Below are 15,464 nucleotides of genomic sequence, written 5' to 3'. Positions count from 1 at the left end.
CGCTAGTCTAAACCCACCCGCCGGATTTCGCTCGGCGAGGGGAGCAAGTAGTAATCACTACTCCACGGCGCCGCCGGCCTAACCGCCGGAGTGCATGATTTCCGCGCCCTCTGGTACGCGGTCGTCTTCGGGATCGTCGAGCCAACCGTCGGGCAGGGCAACCTTGGCGGGGGAGCCTTGGCGGCCGCGGGCGCCGTCGGCATCGTTTGCGAGGGCGTCGGACTCGGCCCACGGTTTCAATAGCTCGCGCAGGCGGTCCAGGGAATCGACGCGTGACAGGTTCGCGCGAACCTCACCGCCCACCGGGAAACCGCGAAGATACCAGCCAATGTGCTTGCGGATATCGCGGCAGGCATGATCCTCGCCATCATGGGCCGCCAACAGCTCCGCGTGGCGCACGATGATGCCGGTAACTTCACCCAGCGTCGGCTCCGCCGGGATCTCCTCACCGCGCAGCTCCGCGGACAGTTCCGCAAACAACCAGGGGCGGCCCAAGCACCCGCGCCCGACGACGACCCCGTCACAGCCCGTCTCATCCATCATCTTGCGGGCGTCGGTGGCCTTGAAAATATCGCCATTGCCCAGCACGGGAATGCCGGTGTGCGCCAGGTGCTCCTTCAGCCGGGTGATCTCATTCCAGTCCGCCTCGCCGGAGTAGCGCTGGGCCGCGGTGCGGGCATGAAGGGCAACGGCCTGGGCGCCCTCCTCCACGGCGATGCGGCCGGCGTCGAGGTGGGTGTGGTGCTCATCGTCGATTCCCACGCGGAACTTCACGGTGACCGGAATGTCCGTTCCCTCCGTGGCCTTGACGGCGGCGGCGACGATATTGCCGAACAGGCGGCGCTTATACGGCAGCGCGGAACCGCCGCCGCGCCGGGTGACCTTGGGGACCGGGCAGCCAAAGTTCATGTCGATGTGGTCCGCCATATTCTCATCCACGATCATCTTCGCGGCCTTGTAGGTGTATTCCGGATCCACGGTGTAAAGCTGCATGGACCGCGGCTGCTCGTCGGGGGCGAACGTGGTCATATGCAGCGTCTTCTCATTGCGCTCCACCAGGGCGCGGGCAGTGATCATCTCGCAGACGTAGAGTCCGGAGACGGTGCCGGTGCGCTGGCGCTCCTGCTCGCGGCACAACGTGCGGAAGGCAACGTTGGTCACGCCCGCCATAGGCGCCAACACTACGGGGGATTCGAGGCTGATATTTCCAATCGTTAAGCTCACCCGCAATATTGTGCTACCTGCGCCTTTTAAGGGCAAACCGGCCCAGCTCCGGACCGCGCAAGCCGCGGGTGGCTGCCGCTTCAATAGTGGGTGCACCTATCGGCCCGCACTTTCACTGGGATGCGGACAAACTCAGCCGGATTCGCTATTGTTGTGAACGTAATGAAACTGCGGCATCAGTCACATTTATTTTGCGATGTGGCCTTGGTGCGAATTTAGGAGGTAAAACCCTTGACCGAGCGTATCGGCTATTACAAGGATCTTGTTGTTTCCGCTGAGGAGGCAGCAAAGCACGTCAACAATGGTGACCGCGTAGGTATCTCCGGCTTTACCGGTGCTGGCTACCCTAAGGCGCTGCCAACCGCCATCGCTGAAAAGGCTAAGGCAGCCCACGCGGCGGGTGAGGAATTCAAGATTGACCTCTTCTCCGGCGCTTCCACCGCCCCTGACTGCGATGGCGTCCTGGCAGAGGCAGAGGCCATCCGCTTCCGCTCCCCTTATAACTCTGACCCAATCCTGCGCAACCAGTTCAACGACGGAACCGCACTGTACTCCGACGTACACCTGTCCCACTCTGGCCTGCAGGTAGAGCAGGGCTTCTACGGCGATTTCCAGGTGGCCATCATCGAGGCCGTGCGCATCACCGAGGAGGGCAACATCATCCCTTCCTCCGCAGTGGGCAACAACTGCGAGTACATCGAAGCTGCGGACAAGATCATCATCGAGGTCAACGAGTGGCAGTCCGAGCACCTCGAGGGCATGCACGATATCTGGCAGGTTCCTAAGCTTCCTAACCGCATCCCAATCCCAATCACCGCCTGTGGTGACCGCATTGGTACCACCTACATCGAGGTGCCAAAGGAGAAGGTTGTAGCGGTAGTAAAGACCAACGCCCCTGACCGCAACGCTCCATTCAAGGATCCGGATGAGATCTCCGAGAAGATCGCCGCGAACTTCATCGAGTTCCTCGAGGGCGAGGTTGCCGCTGGCCGCCTGGAGTATGACAAGTTCATCATGCAGTCCGGCGTGGGCAACGTCCCTAACGCCGTGATGGCGGGCCTTCTGGATTCCAAGTTTGAAAACATCCAGGCCTACACCGAGGTTATCCAGGACGGCATGCTCAACCTGATTGACGCCGGCAAGATGACCATGGCTTCCGCCACCTCCTTCGCTCTGTCCCCTGAGTACGCGGAGCGCATGAATGAGAAGGCTGACTTCTACAACAAGCACATCATCCTGCGCCCACAGCAGATTTCCAACCACCCTGAGGTAATCCGCCGCGTCGGCCTGATCTCCTCCAACGGCATGATTGAGGCCGATATTTACGGCAACATCAACTCCACCAACGTTGGCGGCTCCCGCATCATGAACGGTACCGGCGGTTCCGGTGACTACACCCGCAACGGTTACATCACCACCTTCGTGTCCCCATCCGTGGCCAAGGGTGGTGCGATCTCCGCGATCGTTCCGTTCGTTTCCCACACCGATCACACCGAGCATGACACCATGGTCATCATCACCGAGTACGGCGTTGCTGACCTGCGTGGCTTGGCTCCACGTGAGCGTGCCGAGAAGGTTATTGCGGTTGCACACCCGGATTACCGCCCGCTGCTGCAGGAATACTTCGATCGTGCGATGCAGAACAAGTTTGTTCACACCCCTCACGATCTGAAGACCGCGTTCGACTTCCAGATCAACTTCGCCGAGAAGGGTGACATGCGCGGTTAATAGCCGACATGTCTAACGGCCCCCGGCGGCCCGTAAGCCTGGTTTGAAACTAGATTCGCGGGCTGGGCGGGGGTCAGTTTCATATCAGCTGATCTTCGCGCTAGAATAGGTCAGCGTTGGGCCTTTAGCTCAGTTGGTAGAGCTACGGACTTTTAATCCGCAGGTCCCGGGTTCGAGCCCCGGAGGGCCCACAAACGGCGCAGCCCCCGTTCGCATTGAGCGGGGGCTGCTTTTTTACTTGCGAGGGTTGGCCAACGTCCATTCAGGGTCTAGGAGCGCCGGGGTGGGGAGCAGGGGCGGGTCGTAAGAGTAGCGCGCGGGGCGTACTAGCGGCGGCCTGGCGCCCCTCATGACCCCGCTGAAGGGAGGCCGGGGTGTTTGCCCCTAAAGAGCGGTGGCGGGGCCTTAAGGGGCGCTGGGGGTGATTCTTCGCGGCCACAGCTTCTGCGTGGCGGGCGCAGGGGAGTGTTGCCAATCTCGGGGCGTGCCTGAAATGGTTTAAAACGGGTGAATTTCTCATCGCTATCGGTAGGTATATGCGCTGGTTAAGGCGCGATTTTGTAACGGGGGAAACGTCAAGTATATTTTTGTAAGTCGCTGATACTCAATCGAGTAGCAGTTGGCGGGCCCCCATCGTCTAGTGGCCTAGGACGCCGCCCTTTCACGGCGGTAACACGGGTTCGAATCCCGTTGGGGGTACGAAGTTCAACCCCGGTTGTACTTCACTAAGTTAATAATGGCCCTGTGGCGCAGTTGGTTAGCGCGCCGCCCTGTCACGGCGGAGGTCGCGGGTTCAAGTCCCGTCAGGGTCGCAGTGGTTAAGCCCCGAGGTATCGAAATGAAAACGATGCCTCGGGGCTTCACGCTTTTCCGCGGCAGCTTGATTTCTAGGGCCCATCGCAGGCGTTACCAGACCTTCCCGTCCATCGTTGCAAACCGCAGGCGCAGGCGCCGTGAGCGCGCGACTGAGGAGCCGAATGCACCCAGGTAACCGTGGGCCGAGGGGCCAATTCCCGCGCGGCCGGATGGCGTGGATAGTGTTTACAGCGAGCAAAACGTGCAAGTTCCGTTCGATCTGGTGGTTTATCGGTGGTTTCTTGCAAGGATCGAACGTGATTGTTGCATTTGGCTCACTTACAAACGCAATCGGCCCCGGGACGGGCGGGCGGAAGCTAAGGGAGCTTCGCGCGGCCGGATGGCGTGGATAGTGTTTACGGCGAGCAAAACGTGCAAGTTCCGTTCGATCTGGTGGTTTATCGGTGGTTTCTTGCAAAGATCGAACGAGATTGTTGCATTTGGCTCACTTACAAACACAAACGACCCGGCACAGGCTTGCAGAAACCAGGAAAGCTCCGCGCGGCCTCCGCGGAGCGAAGGCAGCGGGCAACTGCGCTAGCCGTTGCCCGCTAGTTAATTTCGTGCCAATGCAGGGCCAGTTCGGACAGGTAAATCGCCAGGGCGGGGCCGATGACCAGGTAGAAGAACACAACCATCCCTAGCCCGGACGGAACAACCAGGGGTAGGCCGACCAGCACGACCCAGGGTAAGACGGCCATTGCGGTCTGGCCAAAGCGGCCAAAGCAGAATTGGACGCTTTGGGTAAAGCGCTGGGGGAAGGTCGCCTCGGGGGCCTGGGGCGCCGCTGCGTGGACCTCGGCTGCGTGGACCTCGGCTGCGCGGCCTTCCAGGTGGAAGAACCACTGGGTGATACCGGTAAACAACAATAGGCCTGATAACAGCGACGCCGTAAGGGCGATGCGGAGACCGGTGGATAGACCCGCGCGGTTGAAGACCACGAGCTCATAGAGGCCAAGCGCCACCAAAGCTAGCGCGATGATGCCCCAAGCAAACGCGGGGACGGGCCGGGAGAGCAGGTTGCGGATGAAGGTGCGGGCGGGGCGGGAGCCTTCCTCACGCACCATCTGGCCAATGACCTGGTGGGCCGTGCGTGCCGATAGCCCGACGGTAAAGACCGGGAAGCATGAAACCACAAACAAGACGTTGATGATGACCAAGTCCGCGGCCAACGATAATGCCGAATAGAACTTGGAGTCGGGGCTGAGAAATCTGGCCATGTAGGGTGCTCCTTGAGTCTCGGCAGTGGTGGGCAGCGAGCTTTTCGCGCCCGAGAAAGCTCTCCATGACCGTTACGTCACGGCAATTATCTTAGCGTGGCACGCACCAAACCCCGTCAACAGGTTGGAGCAGTCCCAAGCAACTGGGGCGGCGTTGATAGGCGATCTTCCGGACCGCTTTTAGCCGCGCTCCTGTTTAGACCGCGATGGGAAGCTTCGTGCGCGCATAGAAATGCTCCCCACTAGGTGCCGGATTTCTCAATCTAGCTCGTGGGGAGCGGTTCATGGTCGCGGATTGGTGAAGGATGGGCCCTATGCGCCGCGTTTAGCGGGCTTAGCCCTTCACCGCACCGGCGGCGACACCTTCGATGATGTGCTTCTGCGTGGATACGTAGAAGATGACGATCGGGATGATGGCCAGGACCAGCATCGCCATCATTGCACCCATGTCGCGGTTACCGTTGGAACCGACGAAGGACTGGATGACCACAGGAATGGTCTTGTACTGGGTGGACAGGCCAATGACCAGGTAGGGCAGGAGATAGTCGTTCCATACCCACATCGCATTGAGGATCGCCACGGTCACGGCCGTGGGCTTGAGCATCGGAAGAACGACCTTGAAGTAGTTCTGAATTGGCCCGCAGCCATCGATCATGGCGGCTTCTTCGATTTCGATTGGGATGGACTTGACGAAGCCGGCAAACATAAACACCGACAGGCCCGAACCGAAGCCCAGGTAGAGGACCACGATGCCGATCGGGTTATCCAGCTGCAGCATGTCGGCGATCTTGACCGTAGGGAACATCACCATCTGGAACGGGATGACCATGGACACTACGAACAGGTAATACAAAGCGTTGGTCCACCAGGTCTTGACGCGGGTGATGTAGTAGGCGGTCATCGCGGAGAAGAACACGATGGCGGCGACCGAAAGGATGGTGATCACGAATGACCACACGATGGCCCACAGGAAGCCCTGCTTCATCAGGCCAACGGCGAAGTTTTCAAGGCCAACGAAGATATCACCCAGTGGCAGGGAGAAGGGTTCGGAGGCGATGGCGAACTTCGATTTGAATGAGTTGATCAGGATGAAGAAGATGGGGCCCAAGAACACGACCGTAAAGAAGATCAATACCGCGTAGGTCAGGGTCTTCGCCGGGCCTGACATGCGGGCTTGGTTCGTGGGCTTCTTTGCGGTGACGGCCTTGCGGGCGCCGGCGGTCGCGTTGGGGTTGTTGGTTACAGGAATAGTCACGGCTTAGGCCTCAACTTCCTTGTTTCGGGTGGCGCGGAGCTGGAAGTACGCGATGGCGACCACAACTACCACGAAGATTACGGCCTTTGCCTGGCCCACGCCCTCAACGTTCATGCGGTTAAAGAGCGTGTTGACGATGTTGAGGGCAACCATTTCGGTTTCCCCGCCCGGGGCACCATTGGTCAGTGCCAGGTTTTGGTCGAAGAGTTTAAACGAGTTGGCCAGGGTCAAAAACAGGCAGATGGTAATCGAGGGCATGACCATCGGGATCGTCACGTGGCGCAGCATTTCCCACTTGTTAACCCCGTCGAGCTCGGCGGCCTCGATCAGTTCAGGTGGGACGTTTTGCAGGCCGGCGATGTAGATGATCATCATGTAGCCAATCATCTGCCAGTTGATCAGGATGATGAGGCCGATGTAGCCGTACTTCCAGTCGGCGACGATGGTGGTGCCGTATTTAGCCAGGACCGCGTTGATCATCGACTGCCAGGTGTAACCCAGCACGATGCCGCCGATCAGGTTCGGCATGAAAAATACGGTGCGGAAGAAGTTCGTGCCGCGCAGCTTTCGGGTGAGAATCCACGCCAGCGCGAAGGCGAAGATGTTGACGGTGATGACGGAAACAATGACTACCAGCACCGTGAAACCGAAGGAGGAAATGAATCCTTCGCGGGCCGAGAATGCCTGCTTGTAGTTGGCGATGCCAACCCATTTGGCGTTTGTGATCGTCGTGAACTTCGTAAAGGACAGGAAAAGTCCGACAAAGAACGGAACTAGGAATGCGATCAAGAACGCCAGCAGGGTCGGCAGCACGAATACTGGGAAGTATTTCTTGAGGGTTGCTTGCATGGCTTTGCCTTACTGCGTTTGAAGATTTGAGTGAGGTGGCTCCTCCAGCTACCGCACGGAGTCGCTGAACATGTGGCCAGTCACCGCGTGCCCCGCGCGGCCGAGGCCACCTGGCCCCGCCCGTGGCTGGCAACAATGAACTATGCGGTAGCTGGACGCCCCACCTCCGCCGGGCCCGCCGCCATGGTGCCGCGGGCCCGGAAGGGGGAGACGAAGGAGGTAATTACCCGTTTAAGCTTGGGGACCTAAAGGCTTAGGAGCCCCAGTTGGTTTCCTTTTCCGCGGTCCAGGAATCGGAGAACTGGGAAACAACCTGATCCCACTCCATGTTGCCGGATGCGTACTGGGCCAGCGCCTGGCCAAAGTCATCCTTGAACTGCTGGGATGGGAAGTACTGGAAGGCCCAAGGGATGGTGGTTACCTCGTCGTTGGAGATGGCCTCCTGCACCTGCTGCGCCAGTGGATCTGCAGGGGTGTCTTCCTCGGTGTAGGAAGAGAATGGGGCGATGAAGCCTAGGTCTTCAACCACGTGGGTCTTGCCGGCGTCGGAGGTAAACAGCCAGTCGACGAAGTCCTTGGTGGCCTGCTGGTCTTCCTCGGAGGCGTTGGCGTTGATAGCGAGGTAGTTCTCGGTGCCGACGTTGAGCCCGTAGTCACCCTCGTTAGGAAGGCCCATGTACATAGGCATGAACTTGATCTTGTCTTCCTTGACAACGTTGCCGTCAACCTCGGAAATCTGGGACCATGCCCAGTTGCCGTTTTGAACCATGGCGACCTTGCCCTGTGCGAACTCGGCCATGGAATCGGTGACGTTCTTGGATGGGGTCAGGGATGGCTCGACGGTGGAGTTGTTCAGGTACAGGTCGAAGAGGTTCTTGTATTCCTCGTTGTACTTGAACTCAACGTTAGTGGAGTCCTCGACGCCCTGGTCTTCCAGCTCGTTCCAGATTGGGGCGTTAGCCAGGTGGGTCTGCCAGCGCCAGTCCTCGCCGGTGGCCAGGGAGGTTGCGGCGAAGGTGCCCTCGATGCCCAGCTCATCCTTCTTGGACTGCATGTCCTCGGCGACTTCCTTGAGCTTGTCGAAGGAGTCGATTTCCTCGGTGGAGGCTACCTTTGCGCCGTCCGTGGCGAAGTACTTGTCGAAGATCTCTTCGTTGTAGATGAGGCCAAAGCCCTCAACCGCGAACGGAACGCCCAGGATTTCGCCGTTATCGCCGGTCAGGGCGGGGACGTCTTCGTTGAGCTGGTTGGCGATTTCGGTGCCGGTCAGGTCAGCCATGTAGTCCTTCCAGGTGATGAGGCCCGCTGGGCCGTTGACCTGGAACAGGGTTGGGGCTTCACTCTTGCCGATTTCGGCCTTCAGCGTCTGCTCATAGCTGCCGGATGCTGCGGTAACGACCTTGACTTCGGTGCCGGTCTCAGCGGTGTACTCCTCGGCGATCTTCTGGTAGGCGGCCTCCTGCTCAGGCTTGAAGTTCAGGAAGTAAACGGAGCCGGCGTCATCACCTCCCCCGCTGGAGTCAGAACATGCAACCAGGCTTCCGGCTGCAAGGACGGTCGCTGCGGTCAGCGATACGAATCGGTTGAAACGCTTCATCGTTTCCTCTTCTTTCTGGTTGGCCGACCCTAGTGGCTGACCTGCGTTACGACGCTACAACCAGCGGGTCGAGGCAACTGACATTAAGAAATCTGTCATGGGCAAAACCAAAAGACAGCGGTGTACCCCTGTTAACTATGGCTTGTTCATCGCCGCCGAGGTTATGCCCTGCGTCACAACGTTTGCCATAGGTAACCGGTATAACCCCTATTGTCTCCGATCAACCGGCAAACCCGTGATTCCAGCCCCTCAAACAGGGGTAGGTGGGTATCAACTACGAACGCTTCAGTGGAAATTGGGACTGGAGTGACAGGTAAACGTTGGGATTGTGTTTTTATTCAATCGAGGATTCGCGCCGGCCTGATGGTTGGGGATCGGCGGATGCTGCTCACGGCGTACCGGGGCCAAACAACCGCGCTTCGTCGCGGTGGTGGGGCAGCACGGTGCCGAAGTATGATTCCGCGGCCTCGCGAAGGCCAACGTAGTCTTGGGCTGCCTCTGAAAGGAACCACTTGTGGTCCAGTATCTCGTGGAAGATCTGGGCCGGCTCCAGCTTTCCCTTGAGTTCGTCGGGGATGGCCGCGATTGTCGGTTCGTATTCTTCAATCATCCAGCGATAGGCCACCGCGGATAGGTCCTCGGCGTCGCGGCCGTAGCCCTGCGGTGATGGCGAGACCGCCGCGTAGGTCCTAATCGAATTGAGCAGGCGGCGGGCCTGGCCCTCTTCCACCTCTAGTCCGGTCAGGCGAAGCAGCTGGCGGTGGTTGTGACCGGCGTCGACGACCGCCGGACGGATGTTTACCTTTCGCCGGGCTGAGTCCTTGACGACGGATAGTTCGCCCACGTCAAAGCCCAATTCTCCCAGGCGATTGATGCGTTCGCTCACGCGCCAATATTCGCATTCATCTACGGATTGCTCCGCGGTGAGCTCATCCCAGAGCTCAAGGTAGTTGCGTTCTAACTGGTTACCCAGGGCGATGACGTCTACGTCGGCGTCCATGATGCCGCCGCCCTGCAGGTCCATCATTTCGCCGATGATATTTACCCGGGCGATCTCAAGGTCGTGCAGCCGGCGCGAGCGTGACAAGGTGGGCTGAATCTCGCCAGTTTCGGCGTCGACCAAATACGCCGAAAAGGTATCCGCGTCGCGGCGAAAGAGCGTATTGGACAGGGATACGTCTCCCCAATAGAAGTTCAGCAGGTGCAGGCGAACCATCAACACCGCCAGCGACTGCATGAGCTTGCCGGCCACATCCATCTGGATATCCTGGGAAAAAATTTCCCGATAGGGCAGGGAGAACTCCAGGTGCTCGGTGACTAGGGCGGCGGTGAGTTCGCCGTCTTCTTCTTCGGTGGGCACACGGCCAGTGATAACCGCCACCGGGGTGACGGAGGGCGCGCCCAGCCGCTGCAATTCCCGCAGCATGCGGAACTCATGGTGGGCGACGCGCACGCCGATTTCCTTGACCGCCACGATTCCGCGTTGCAGGCCGATGAAGCGGACCACGTGACGGGAAATACCCCGTGGGAGGGCCTCGATGAGATCATCGGGCCACTGCTCCAGCGGGGTGTCCCATGGCAGCGGAATCAGCTCCGAGGCGTACGTCGACGAAGAGATGTTCATCGATTCCGACATGGCCGAACTTCCTTGCGCATACTGCTTTTAGGTCACTTAGGGCACTGCCCGAGGGGCGAAAACCTTAAGGTAGCCGCTTTCCGGTAGCGGCGGAGAAGTTGTGCTGGCCGCCCTCGGCAATGCGCGCGTAGACCACGGTGCCAGGCTCGGGTGCGACGTTGGGCAGGGCGCGGACCACAATTTGGCCCTCCGATTCTGCCTCGGAGTCCTCCGGATTCGAACCCAAAACCCCGTCCCCGACCAGCGTGCCGTAGAGGTAAGAATCAGAACCTAGTTCCTCCACGAAGTTGAGCTTTAGTGGGATGATGCTTGAGCCGGTCTGGGTGCCATCCTGGACTACTTCCAGGGCCTCCGGGCGGAAGCCGATGACGATCTTGCCACCATCTTCTGGCGTCATCGCCGCGACGGTCTCTGGGGAGAGCTGAATGCGGGCTTCGCCGTTCGTCGCTACCCCATTGGCGTCGACATTGAATGTTCCCAGGTTCATTGCCGGGGATCCGATGAAGCCCGCGACGAACACGTTCTGTGGGTGATCGTAGAGCTCACGAGGGGTGCCGACCTGCTGCAGGACGCCGTCTTTAAGCACGGCGATTCGGTCGCCCATGGTGAGGGCCTCGGTCTGATCGTGCGTGACATAGACCGTGGTCACTCCGAGCTTCTTCTGGAGCGCTGCGATCTGCGTGCGGGTCTGCACGCGCAGCTTGGCGTCCAGGTTGGACAGCGGCTCATCCATCAGGAACACCTGGGGGTTACGCACGATTGCGCGTCCCATGGCAACGCGCTGGCGCTGTCCGCCGGAGAGCGCCTTTGGCTTTCGGTCGAGGTATTCCACCAAGCCGAGGGTTTTCGCGGCCTCCTCCACACGGGCGTTGATGTCCTCTGGGGATTCGCCCGCGATCTTGAGCGCGAATCCCATGTTTTCCCGCACCGTCATGTGCGGGTACAGGGCGTAGTTCTGGAAGACCATCGCGATGTCGCGATCGCGTGGCGGCACCTTTGTCACGTCGCGGTCGCCGATGCTGATTGAGCCCTCGGTAACTTCCTCCAGGCCGGCCAGCATGCGCAGTGTGGTGGACTTGCCGCAGCCCGACGGCCCGACGAGGACCAGGAATTCGCCGTCGGCGATTTCCAAATCGAACTGATCGACGGACGGGCGCGATGCCCCCGGGTAGACCAGTGTTGCTTTATTGAATGTCACAGTTGCCATGAGTTTTCCTTACATCGGCAGGTACGTGCCGAACGATCCGAGTGTTGGGAAACGGGCATGCCCCGCTCACTCCGCTTAATGTTACACGCACATCCCCAAACAATTAGGGCTGGCTTCACACCGCGTCCACGGCGTAACGCGAATCACTGGAGGTGGGGTAGGGGAAGTGGCTTTTGCCTGTGAGGGGCTGAACCAAGGGCCTGCGCTCGTTGCGCACTAGCGGCGGCAGGGGGTCTTAAAGACGCCCAAAATGGGGGTGTGAAGTGCTGATTTGTGGCATTGCGATGGTGGTGTGTAGAGTTACTATCCGTGCCAAGCGCACGACAAATTAATAAGGCCCTGTGGCGCAGTTGGTTAGCGCGCCGCCCTGTCACGGCGGAGGTCGCGGGTTCAAGTCCCGTCAGGGTCGCCAGGATTACCTCTTGTTAGGTGGTCTGAGGCCAGATAGCTCAGTCGGTAGAGCACACGCCTGAAAAGTGTGGGGTCGCCAGTTCGATCCTGGCTCTGGCCACATTAAAGCTCCTTCTTCGGAAGGAGCTTTTTTGGTTTTGGCGCCGCCCCCGGCCGGTGGCGGGTAGATTACGCCGTATGACTGGAAATAACGCAGGTGCAAATGAAGAGATCTCCGTCGCCCATCAGGCGGATAAATCCCGGTACGTACTCACGGTGGGTGGCCAAGAGGCCGGAGTAGCCGAATACGTAGACACGGATAGCTACCGCGAATTCAACCACACGGTGATTTACCCTGAGTTTCGCGGCCGCGGTCTCAGCGCGCCGCTGATCAAGGGGGCGCTCGATGCAAGCAGGCAGCTCAATACGCCTATTAAGCCATCGTGTTCCGCCGTGGCGGCGTTCATCGAGAAGAATCCTGAATACGCGACGCTTGTAAAATAGGCGAGCGCTAACCGTATCGCCAGCAAAACGCACGCAGCGCGGCCCTAGGAGCAACTGAGGCTGTCCTAGGGCCGCGCTGGTGTTTGTCACGCCGCCGGTGTGGGCTACCTAGATGTAGTAATCGGGGTCAACCAGCTTGATGCATTCATCTGGCTTGCGGGGGCGGTTGGTTGCCGGAATGCCCGTGGCAATGTGGTTGGCAGGTACTTCCTTGGTGACCACCGCATTGGCCCCAATCGCGGAGCCCTCGCCGATGATGATGGGGCCAAGTACTTTGGCGCCGGCGCCCACGGTCACGTTGTCCCTAAGGGTGGGGTGGCGTTTTGTTTGGGTCAGCACCTGACCGCCCAGGGTGACGCCGTGGTAGAGCATCACTCCGTCGCCAATCTCGGCGGTCTCACCGATGACAATGCCCATGCCGTGGTCGATGAAGAACCGGCGGCCAATGGTGGCGCCGGGGTGAATCTCAATGCCGGTGAAGAAGCGGGTCGCTTGCGCAAGGATGCGAGCGGGACCTTTCAGCCCCTTCTTCCAGAGCTTGTGCGCCACGCGATGTGACCAGATAGCGTGCAGGCCGGAATAAACCACGGCATTTTCCACGTCGCCACGGGCGGCAGGGTCGTGTTCCCGGGCGTTGGCCAGATCCTCGCGGATCGTCTTTATGATGCTGACGAAACTCATAAGCGTCTATCCTAGCGCCCGTTTCATAAACGGGCATAGATATGGATAACGCCCACCAGCCGCGCGCTGGGCGTAACTGGCAGGCGTCAAACGGTAGGGGTCTAGGCCTCGCGGATATCGTCGTACAGGACGGTGGAGATGTAGCGCTCGCCGAAGTCTGGGAGGACTACGACGATGGTCTTGCCCTTGTACTCCTCCCGGGCCGCAAGCTTCAGCGCCGCGGATACGTTAGCGCCAGCGGAGATGCCGACGAGCAGGCCTTCGTCGGTAGCCAACTTGCGGGAGGTCTCGATGGATTCCTCGCTGGTAGCGGTGAGAACCTCGGTCAAAAGCCCGCGGTCCAGTACCTCGGGGACGAAGTTGGCGCCGATGCCCTGAATCTTGTGTGGGCCAGCCTTGCCCTCGGTCAGCAGTGGGGAATCCGCGGGCTCCACGCCGATGAGCTTTACGTCCGGGTTCTTCTCGCGCAGGTAACGGCCAACGCCGCTAATGGTGCCGCCGGTGCCGATGCCGGCGACGAACGCGTCAACCTGGCCCTCAGCGTCATCCCAGATCTCAGGACCCGTGGTCTTGTAGTGAATCTCCGGGTTAGCCTTGTTGGCGAACTGGGAAGCCATGATTGCGTTCTCGGTATTAGCCAGGATTTCATTGGCCTTATCAACCGCGCCCTGCATGCCGGCGGAACCTGGGGTTAGGACGATCTCTGCACCGTAGGCGCGGAGCAGTACCTTGCGCTCGTTAGACATGGTCTCAGGCATGGTCAAGATAACGTTGTAGCCTAGGGCCGCGCCGGCGAAGGCCAACGCAATACCGGTGTTGCCGGAGGTTGCCTCAACGATGGTGCCGCCCGGCTTGAGCTCACCGGACTCTACCGCGGCCTCGATGATGGCCTTGCCAATACGGTCCTTAACGGAGTTAGCCGGGTTGAAGGACTCGACCTTGACCAGGATGTTTGCATCCAGGCCCTCGGTGAGGGAGTTGAGGCGGACCAATGGGGTGCCGCCGATGGTATCAAGAATGTTGTTGTACGTAGCCATGTTTTAGGGCTCCTTCTAACGATGATTATTTAGGGCCATTCCCCTTGCAGATGGGGAACTGGCCGTCACATTTAGACAACCCTACACTAGCAATATAGACAGCTCAGTTCGCAAAGAATAGACAGAATTTTATTCAGCGCTGGTCAGCGGTCGTTACATGGCGAAGTTAAATGTTTACTGTCAATCATCTGGGTTGGAAGTCGGCGAGCCTCGTGCGGTGTTCCGGATTTCGTTCCGTTCGGTAGCACGATTTGGAGTTTTACGCGTGCGGGGGTTTAGGATTACCCCCGTATGCCGCTATAGTTGCGGGAAAAGTGTTGAATCCCCGCCGTCGATGAGGGTGGGGAAGGGTACACCTGCTTGGGTACCCCCGAATAGGAGAACGTCATGGACTCACACCGCATTAAGGATGACGATGAAGCCGTGCGCGCAGCACTGTCTTCCCTAAAAACCGCCACCGGTATCCCGGTCACCATGTATGCCACTCTGCTTTCGGATAACCGTCTGCAGATTACCCAGTGGATTGGCTTGCGCACCCCGGCGCTCCAGAACTTAGTTATTGACGCGGGCGTGGGCGTTGGCGGCCGCGTTATCGCTACGCGTCGTGCGGTGGGCGTTTCTGACTACGCTCGCGCCAATACCATTTCGCACGAGAATGACCGCGTCATTCAGGATGAGGGCCTGCATTCCATCGTGGCTGTTCCGGTCATTGTCCAGCGTGAGATCCGCGGTGTGCTCTACGTGGGCGTGCATTCTCCGGTCCGCCTCGGGGACAAGGTCATCGAGGAGGTCACCATGACCGCCCGCAGCCTGGAACAGGACTTGGCGGTTAACTCGGCGCTGCGTCGGGCGGATGGCGGCAAGGCCGGCGCTCGCGGCGGCCACGCGATGAATGGTGCGGAGTGGGAGCAGGTGCGTTCCACCCACTCCAAGCTGCGGATGCTGGCAAACCGCGTGGAAGATGAGGATCTGCGCAAGGAGCTTGAATCCCTGTGCGATCAGATGGTCTCCCCGGTTCGCGTCAAGCAGTCCACGAAGCTGTCCGCCCGTGAGCTCGATGTTCTATCGTGCGTGGCGCTGGGCCATACCAACGTGGAGGCAGCGGAAGAGATGGGTATCGGTGCGGAGACCGTCAAGTCTTATCTGCGTTCCGTGATGCGCAAACTTGGCGCCCATACCCGCTACGAAGCGGTCAATGCGGCTCGCCGCATCGGCGCACTGCCGTGACGCGATTTAAGCCGGATTCAACTCCGGTGTGAGTGTGCGCGCCTAGATGGGTAA

At 59.6% G+C, this 15,464-nt stretch carries 12 protein-coding genes and 5 tRNA genes; 8 read left to right on the top strand and 9 right to left on the bottom strand.

Features of this window, described 5'->3' with window-relative positions; genetic code table 11:
• Window positions 1–78 precede the first annotated feature (78 nt).
• A complete protein-coding gene (gene dusB, locus CENDO_RS09330) occupies window positions 79–1,224 on the bottom strand; it encodes a tRNA dihydrouridine synthase DusB (RefSeq protein WP_136141777.1) in 1,146 nt (381 codons plus the stop codon).
• Between the two features lie 231 nt (window positions 1,225–1,455).
• Here dusB and scpC point away from each other — a divergent pair, with 231 nt between their 5' ends.
• The 4 genes from scpC to CENDO_RS09310 all read left to right on the top strand — a co-directional run bounded on the left by scpC (window position 1,456) and on the right by CENDO_RS09310 (window position 3,764).
• Window positions 1,456–2,952: a succinyl-CoA:acetate CoA-transferase ScpC gene (scpC, locus tag CENDO_RS09325; protein ID WP_136141776.1), complete on the top strand. Its 1,497-nt coding sequence runs from the start codon at window positions 1,456–1,458 to the stop codon at window positions 2,950–2,952.
• Window positions 2,953–3,070: 118 nt separating this feature from the next.
• Window positions 3,071–3,143, top strand: a tRNA-Lys gene (locus tag CENDO_RS09320).
• A gap of 435 nt (window positions 3,144–3,578) precedes the next feature.
• Window positions 3,579–3,651 (top strand) — tRNA-Glu (locus tag CENDO_RS09315).
• A 39-nt stretch (window positions 3,652–3,690) separates the two neighbouring features.
• A tRNA-Asp gene (locus tag CENDO_RS09310) sits at window positions 3,691–3,764 on the top strand.
• A 594-nt stretch (window positions 3,765–4,358) separates the two neighbouring features.
• On the opposite strand, the gene CENDO_RS09305 is transcribed toward CENDO_RS09310, so the two are convergent.
• From CENDO_RS09305 to CENDO_RS09280, 6 genes are all read right to left on the bottom strand, one after another.
• Window positions 4,359–5,027, bottom strand: a complete 669-nt coding sequence (locus tag CENDO_RS09305) for a MusI family membrane protein (protein WP_136141775.1) — start codon at window positions 5,025–5,027, stop codon at window positions 4,359–4,361.
• Between the two features lie 334 nt (window positions 5,028–5,361).
• Window positions 5,362–6,195, bottom strand: coding sequence for a carbohydrate ABC transporter permease (locus CENDO_RS09300; RefSeq protein WP_136142242.1), 834 nt, complete (start codon window positions 6,193–6,195; stop codon window positions 5,362–5,364).
• 90 nt (window positions 6,196–6,285) lie between these two features.
• Window positions 6,286–7,131, bottom strand: a complete 846-nt coding sequence (locus CENDO_RS09295) for a carbohydrate ABC transporter permease (RefSeq protein WP_136141774.1) — start codon at window positions 7,129–7,131, stop codon at window positions 6,286–6,288.
• Window positions 7,132–7,384: 253 nt separating this feature from the next.
• On the bottom strand, window positions 7,385–8,728 hold the full coding sequence (locus tag CENDO_RS09290; protein WP_136141773.1) for an ABC transporter substrate-binding protein: 1,344 nt from the start codon (window positions 8,726–8,728) through the stop codon (window positions 7,385–7,387).
• A 388-nt stretch (window positions 8,729–9,116) separates the two neighbouring features.
• Complete coding sequence (locus CENDO_RS09285) at window positions 9,117–10,364, bottom strand: DUF4032 domain-containing protein (protein WP_136141772.1); 1,248 nt, start codon at window positions 10,362–10,364, stop codon at window positions 9,117–9,119.
• A 64-nt stretch (window positions 10,365–10,428) separates the two neighbouring features.
• Window positions 10,429–11,571: an ABC transporter ATP-binding protein gene (locus CENDO_RS09280; protein ID WP_136141771.1), complete on the bottom strand. Its 1,143-nt coding sequence runs from the start codon at window positions 11,569–11,571 to the stop codon at window positions 10,429–10,431.
• Between the two features lie 335 nt (window positions 11,572–11,906).
• Between CENDO_RS09280 and CENDO_RS09275 the strand changes: the two genes are divergently transcribed.
• From CENDO_RS09275 to CENDO_RS09265, 3 genes are all read left to right on the top strand, one after another.
• Window positions 11,907–11,983 (top strand) — tRNA-Asp (locus CENDO_RS09275).
• A 26-nt stretch (window positions 11,984–12,009) separates the two neighbouring features.
• A tRNA-Phe gene (locus CENDO_RS09270) sits at window positions 12,010–12,082 on the top strand.
• 77 nt (window positions 12,083–12,159) lie between these two features.
• Complete coding sequence (locus tag CENDO_RS09265) at window positions 12,160–12,465, top strand: GNAT family N-acetyltransferase (RefSeq protein WP_136141770.1); 306 nt, start codon at window positions 12,160–12,162, stop codon at window positions 12,463–12,465.
• Between the two features lie 108 nt (window positions 12,466–12,573).
• Here CENDO_RS09265 and epsC read toward each other — a convergent pair whose 3' ends face one another.
• Both epsC and cysK read right to left on the bottom strand, forming a co-directional pair.
• Window positions 12,574–13,146, bottom strand: coding sequence for a serine O-acetyltransferase EpsC (epsC, locus tag CENDO_RS09260; RefSeq protein ID WP_136141769.1), 573 nt, complete (start codon window positions 13,144–13,146; stop codon window positions 12,574–12,576).
• Between the two features lie 101 nt (window positions 13,147–13,247).
• Window positions 13,248–14,183: a cysteine synthase A gene (cysK, locus tag CENDO_RS09255; protein ID WP_136141768.1), complete on the bottom strand. Its 936-nt coding sequence runs from the start codon at window positions 14,181–14,183 to the stop codon at window positions 13,248–13,250.
• Window positions 14,184–14,570: 387 nt separating this feature from the next.
• Between cysK and ramA the strand changes: the two genes are divergently transcribed.
• Window positions 14,571–15,410 carry an acetate metabolism transcriptional regulator RamA gene (gene ramA, locus CENDO_RS09250; RefSeq protein WP_136141767.1) on the top strand — a complete coding sequence of 280 codons (840 nt, stop codon included), beginning with the start codon at window positions 14,571–14,573 and terminating at the stop codon, window positions 15,408–15,410.
• Window positions 15,411–15,464 lie beyond the last annotated feature (54 nt).

Origin of the sequence: Corynebacterium endometrii, assembly GCF_004795735.1 — a bacterium.
Taxonomy (GTDB): Bacteria; Actinomycetota; Actinomycetes; order Mycobacteriales; family Mycobacteriaceae; genus Corynebacterium; species Corynebacterium endometrii.
This window is presented reverse-complemented; position numbering and strand designations above follow the sequence as displayed.

Excerpts from the sequence above, each read along its gene's own strand:
- CENDO_RS09295 (WP_136141774.1), bottom strand. The coding sequence starts at position 7,131 with ATGCAAGCAACCCTCAAGAAATACTTCCCAGTATTCGTGCTGCCGACC.
- CENDO_RS09300 (WP_136142242.1), bottom strand. The coding sequence starts at position 6,195 with ATGTCAGGCCCGGCGAAGACCCTGACCTACGCGGTATTGATCTTCTTT.
- CENDO_RS09285 (WP_136141772.1), bottom strand. The coding sequence starts at position 10,364 with ATGTCGGAATCGATGAACATCTCTTCGTCGACGTACGCCTCGGAGCTG.
- CENDO_RS09265 (WP_136141770.1), top strand. The coding sequence starts at position 12,160 with ATGACTGGAAATAACGCAGGTGCAAATGAAGAGATCTCCGTCGCCCAT.
- epsC (WP_136141769.1), bottom strand. The coding sequence starts at position 13,146 with ATGAGTTTCGTCAGCATCATAAAGACGATCCGCGAGGATCTGGCCAAC.
- ramA (WP_136141767.1), top strand. The coding sequence starts at position 14,571 with ATGGACTCACACCGCATTAAGGATGACGATGAAGCCGTGCGCGCAGCA.
- CENDO_RS09280 (WP_136141771.1), bottom strand. The coding sequence starts at position 11,571 with ATGGCAACTGTGACATTCAATAAAGCAACACTGGTCTACCCGGGGGCA.
- cysK (WP_136141768.1), bottom strand. The coding sequence starts at position 14,183 with ATGGCTACGTACAACAACATTCTTGATACCATCGGCGGCACCCCATTG.
- CENDO_RS09305 (WP_136141775.1), bottom strand. The coding sequence starts at position 5,027 with ATGGCCAGATTTCTCAGCCCCGACTCCAAGTTCTATTCGGCATTATCG.
- CENDO_RS09290 (WP_136141773.1), bottom strand. The coding sequence starts at position 8,728 with ATGAAGCGTTTCAACCGATTCGTATCGCTGACCGCAGCGACCGTCCTT.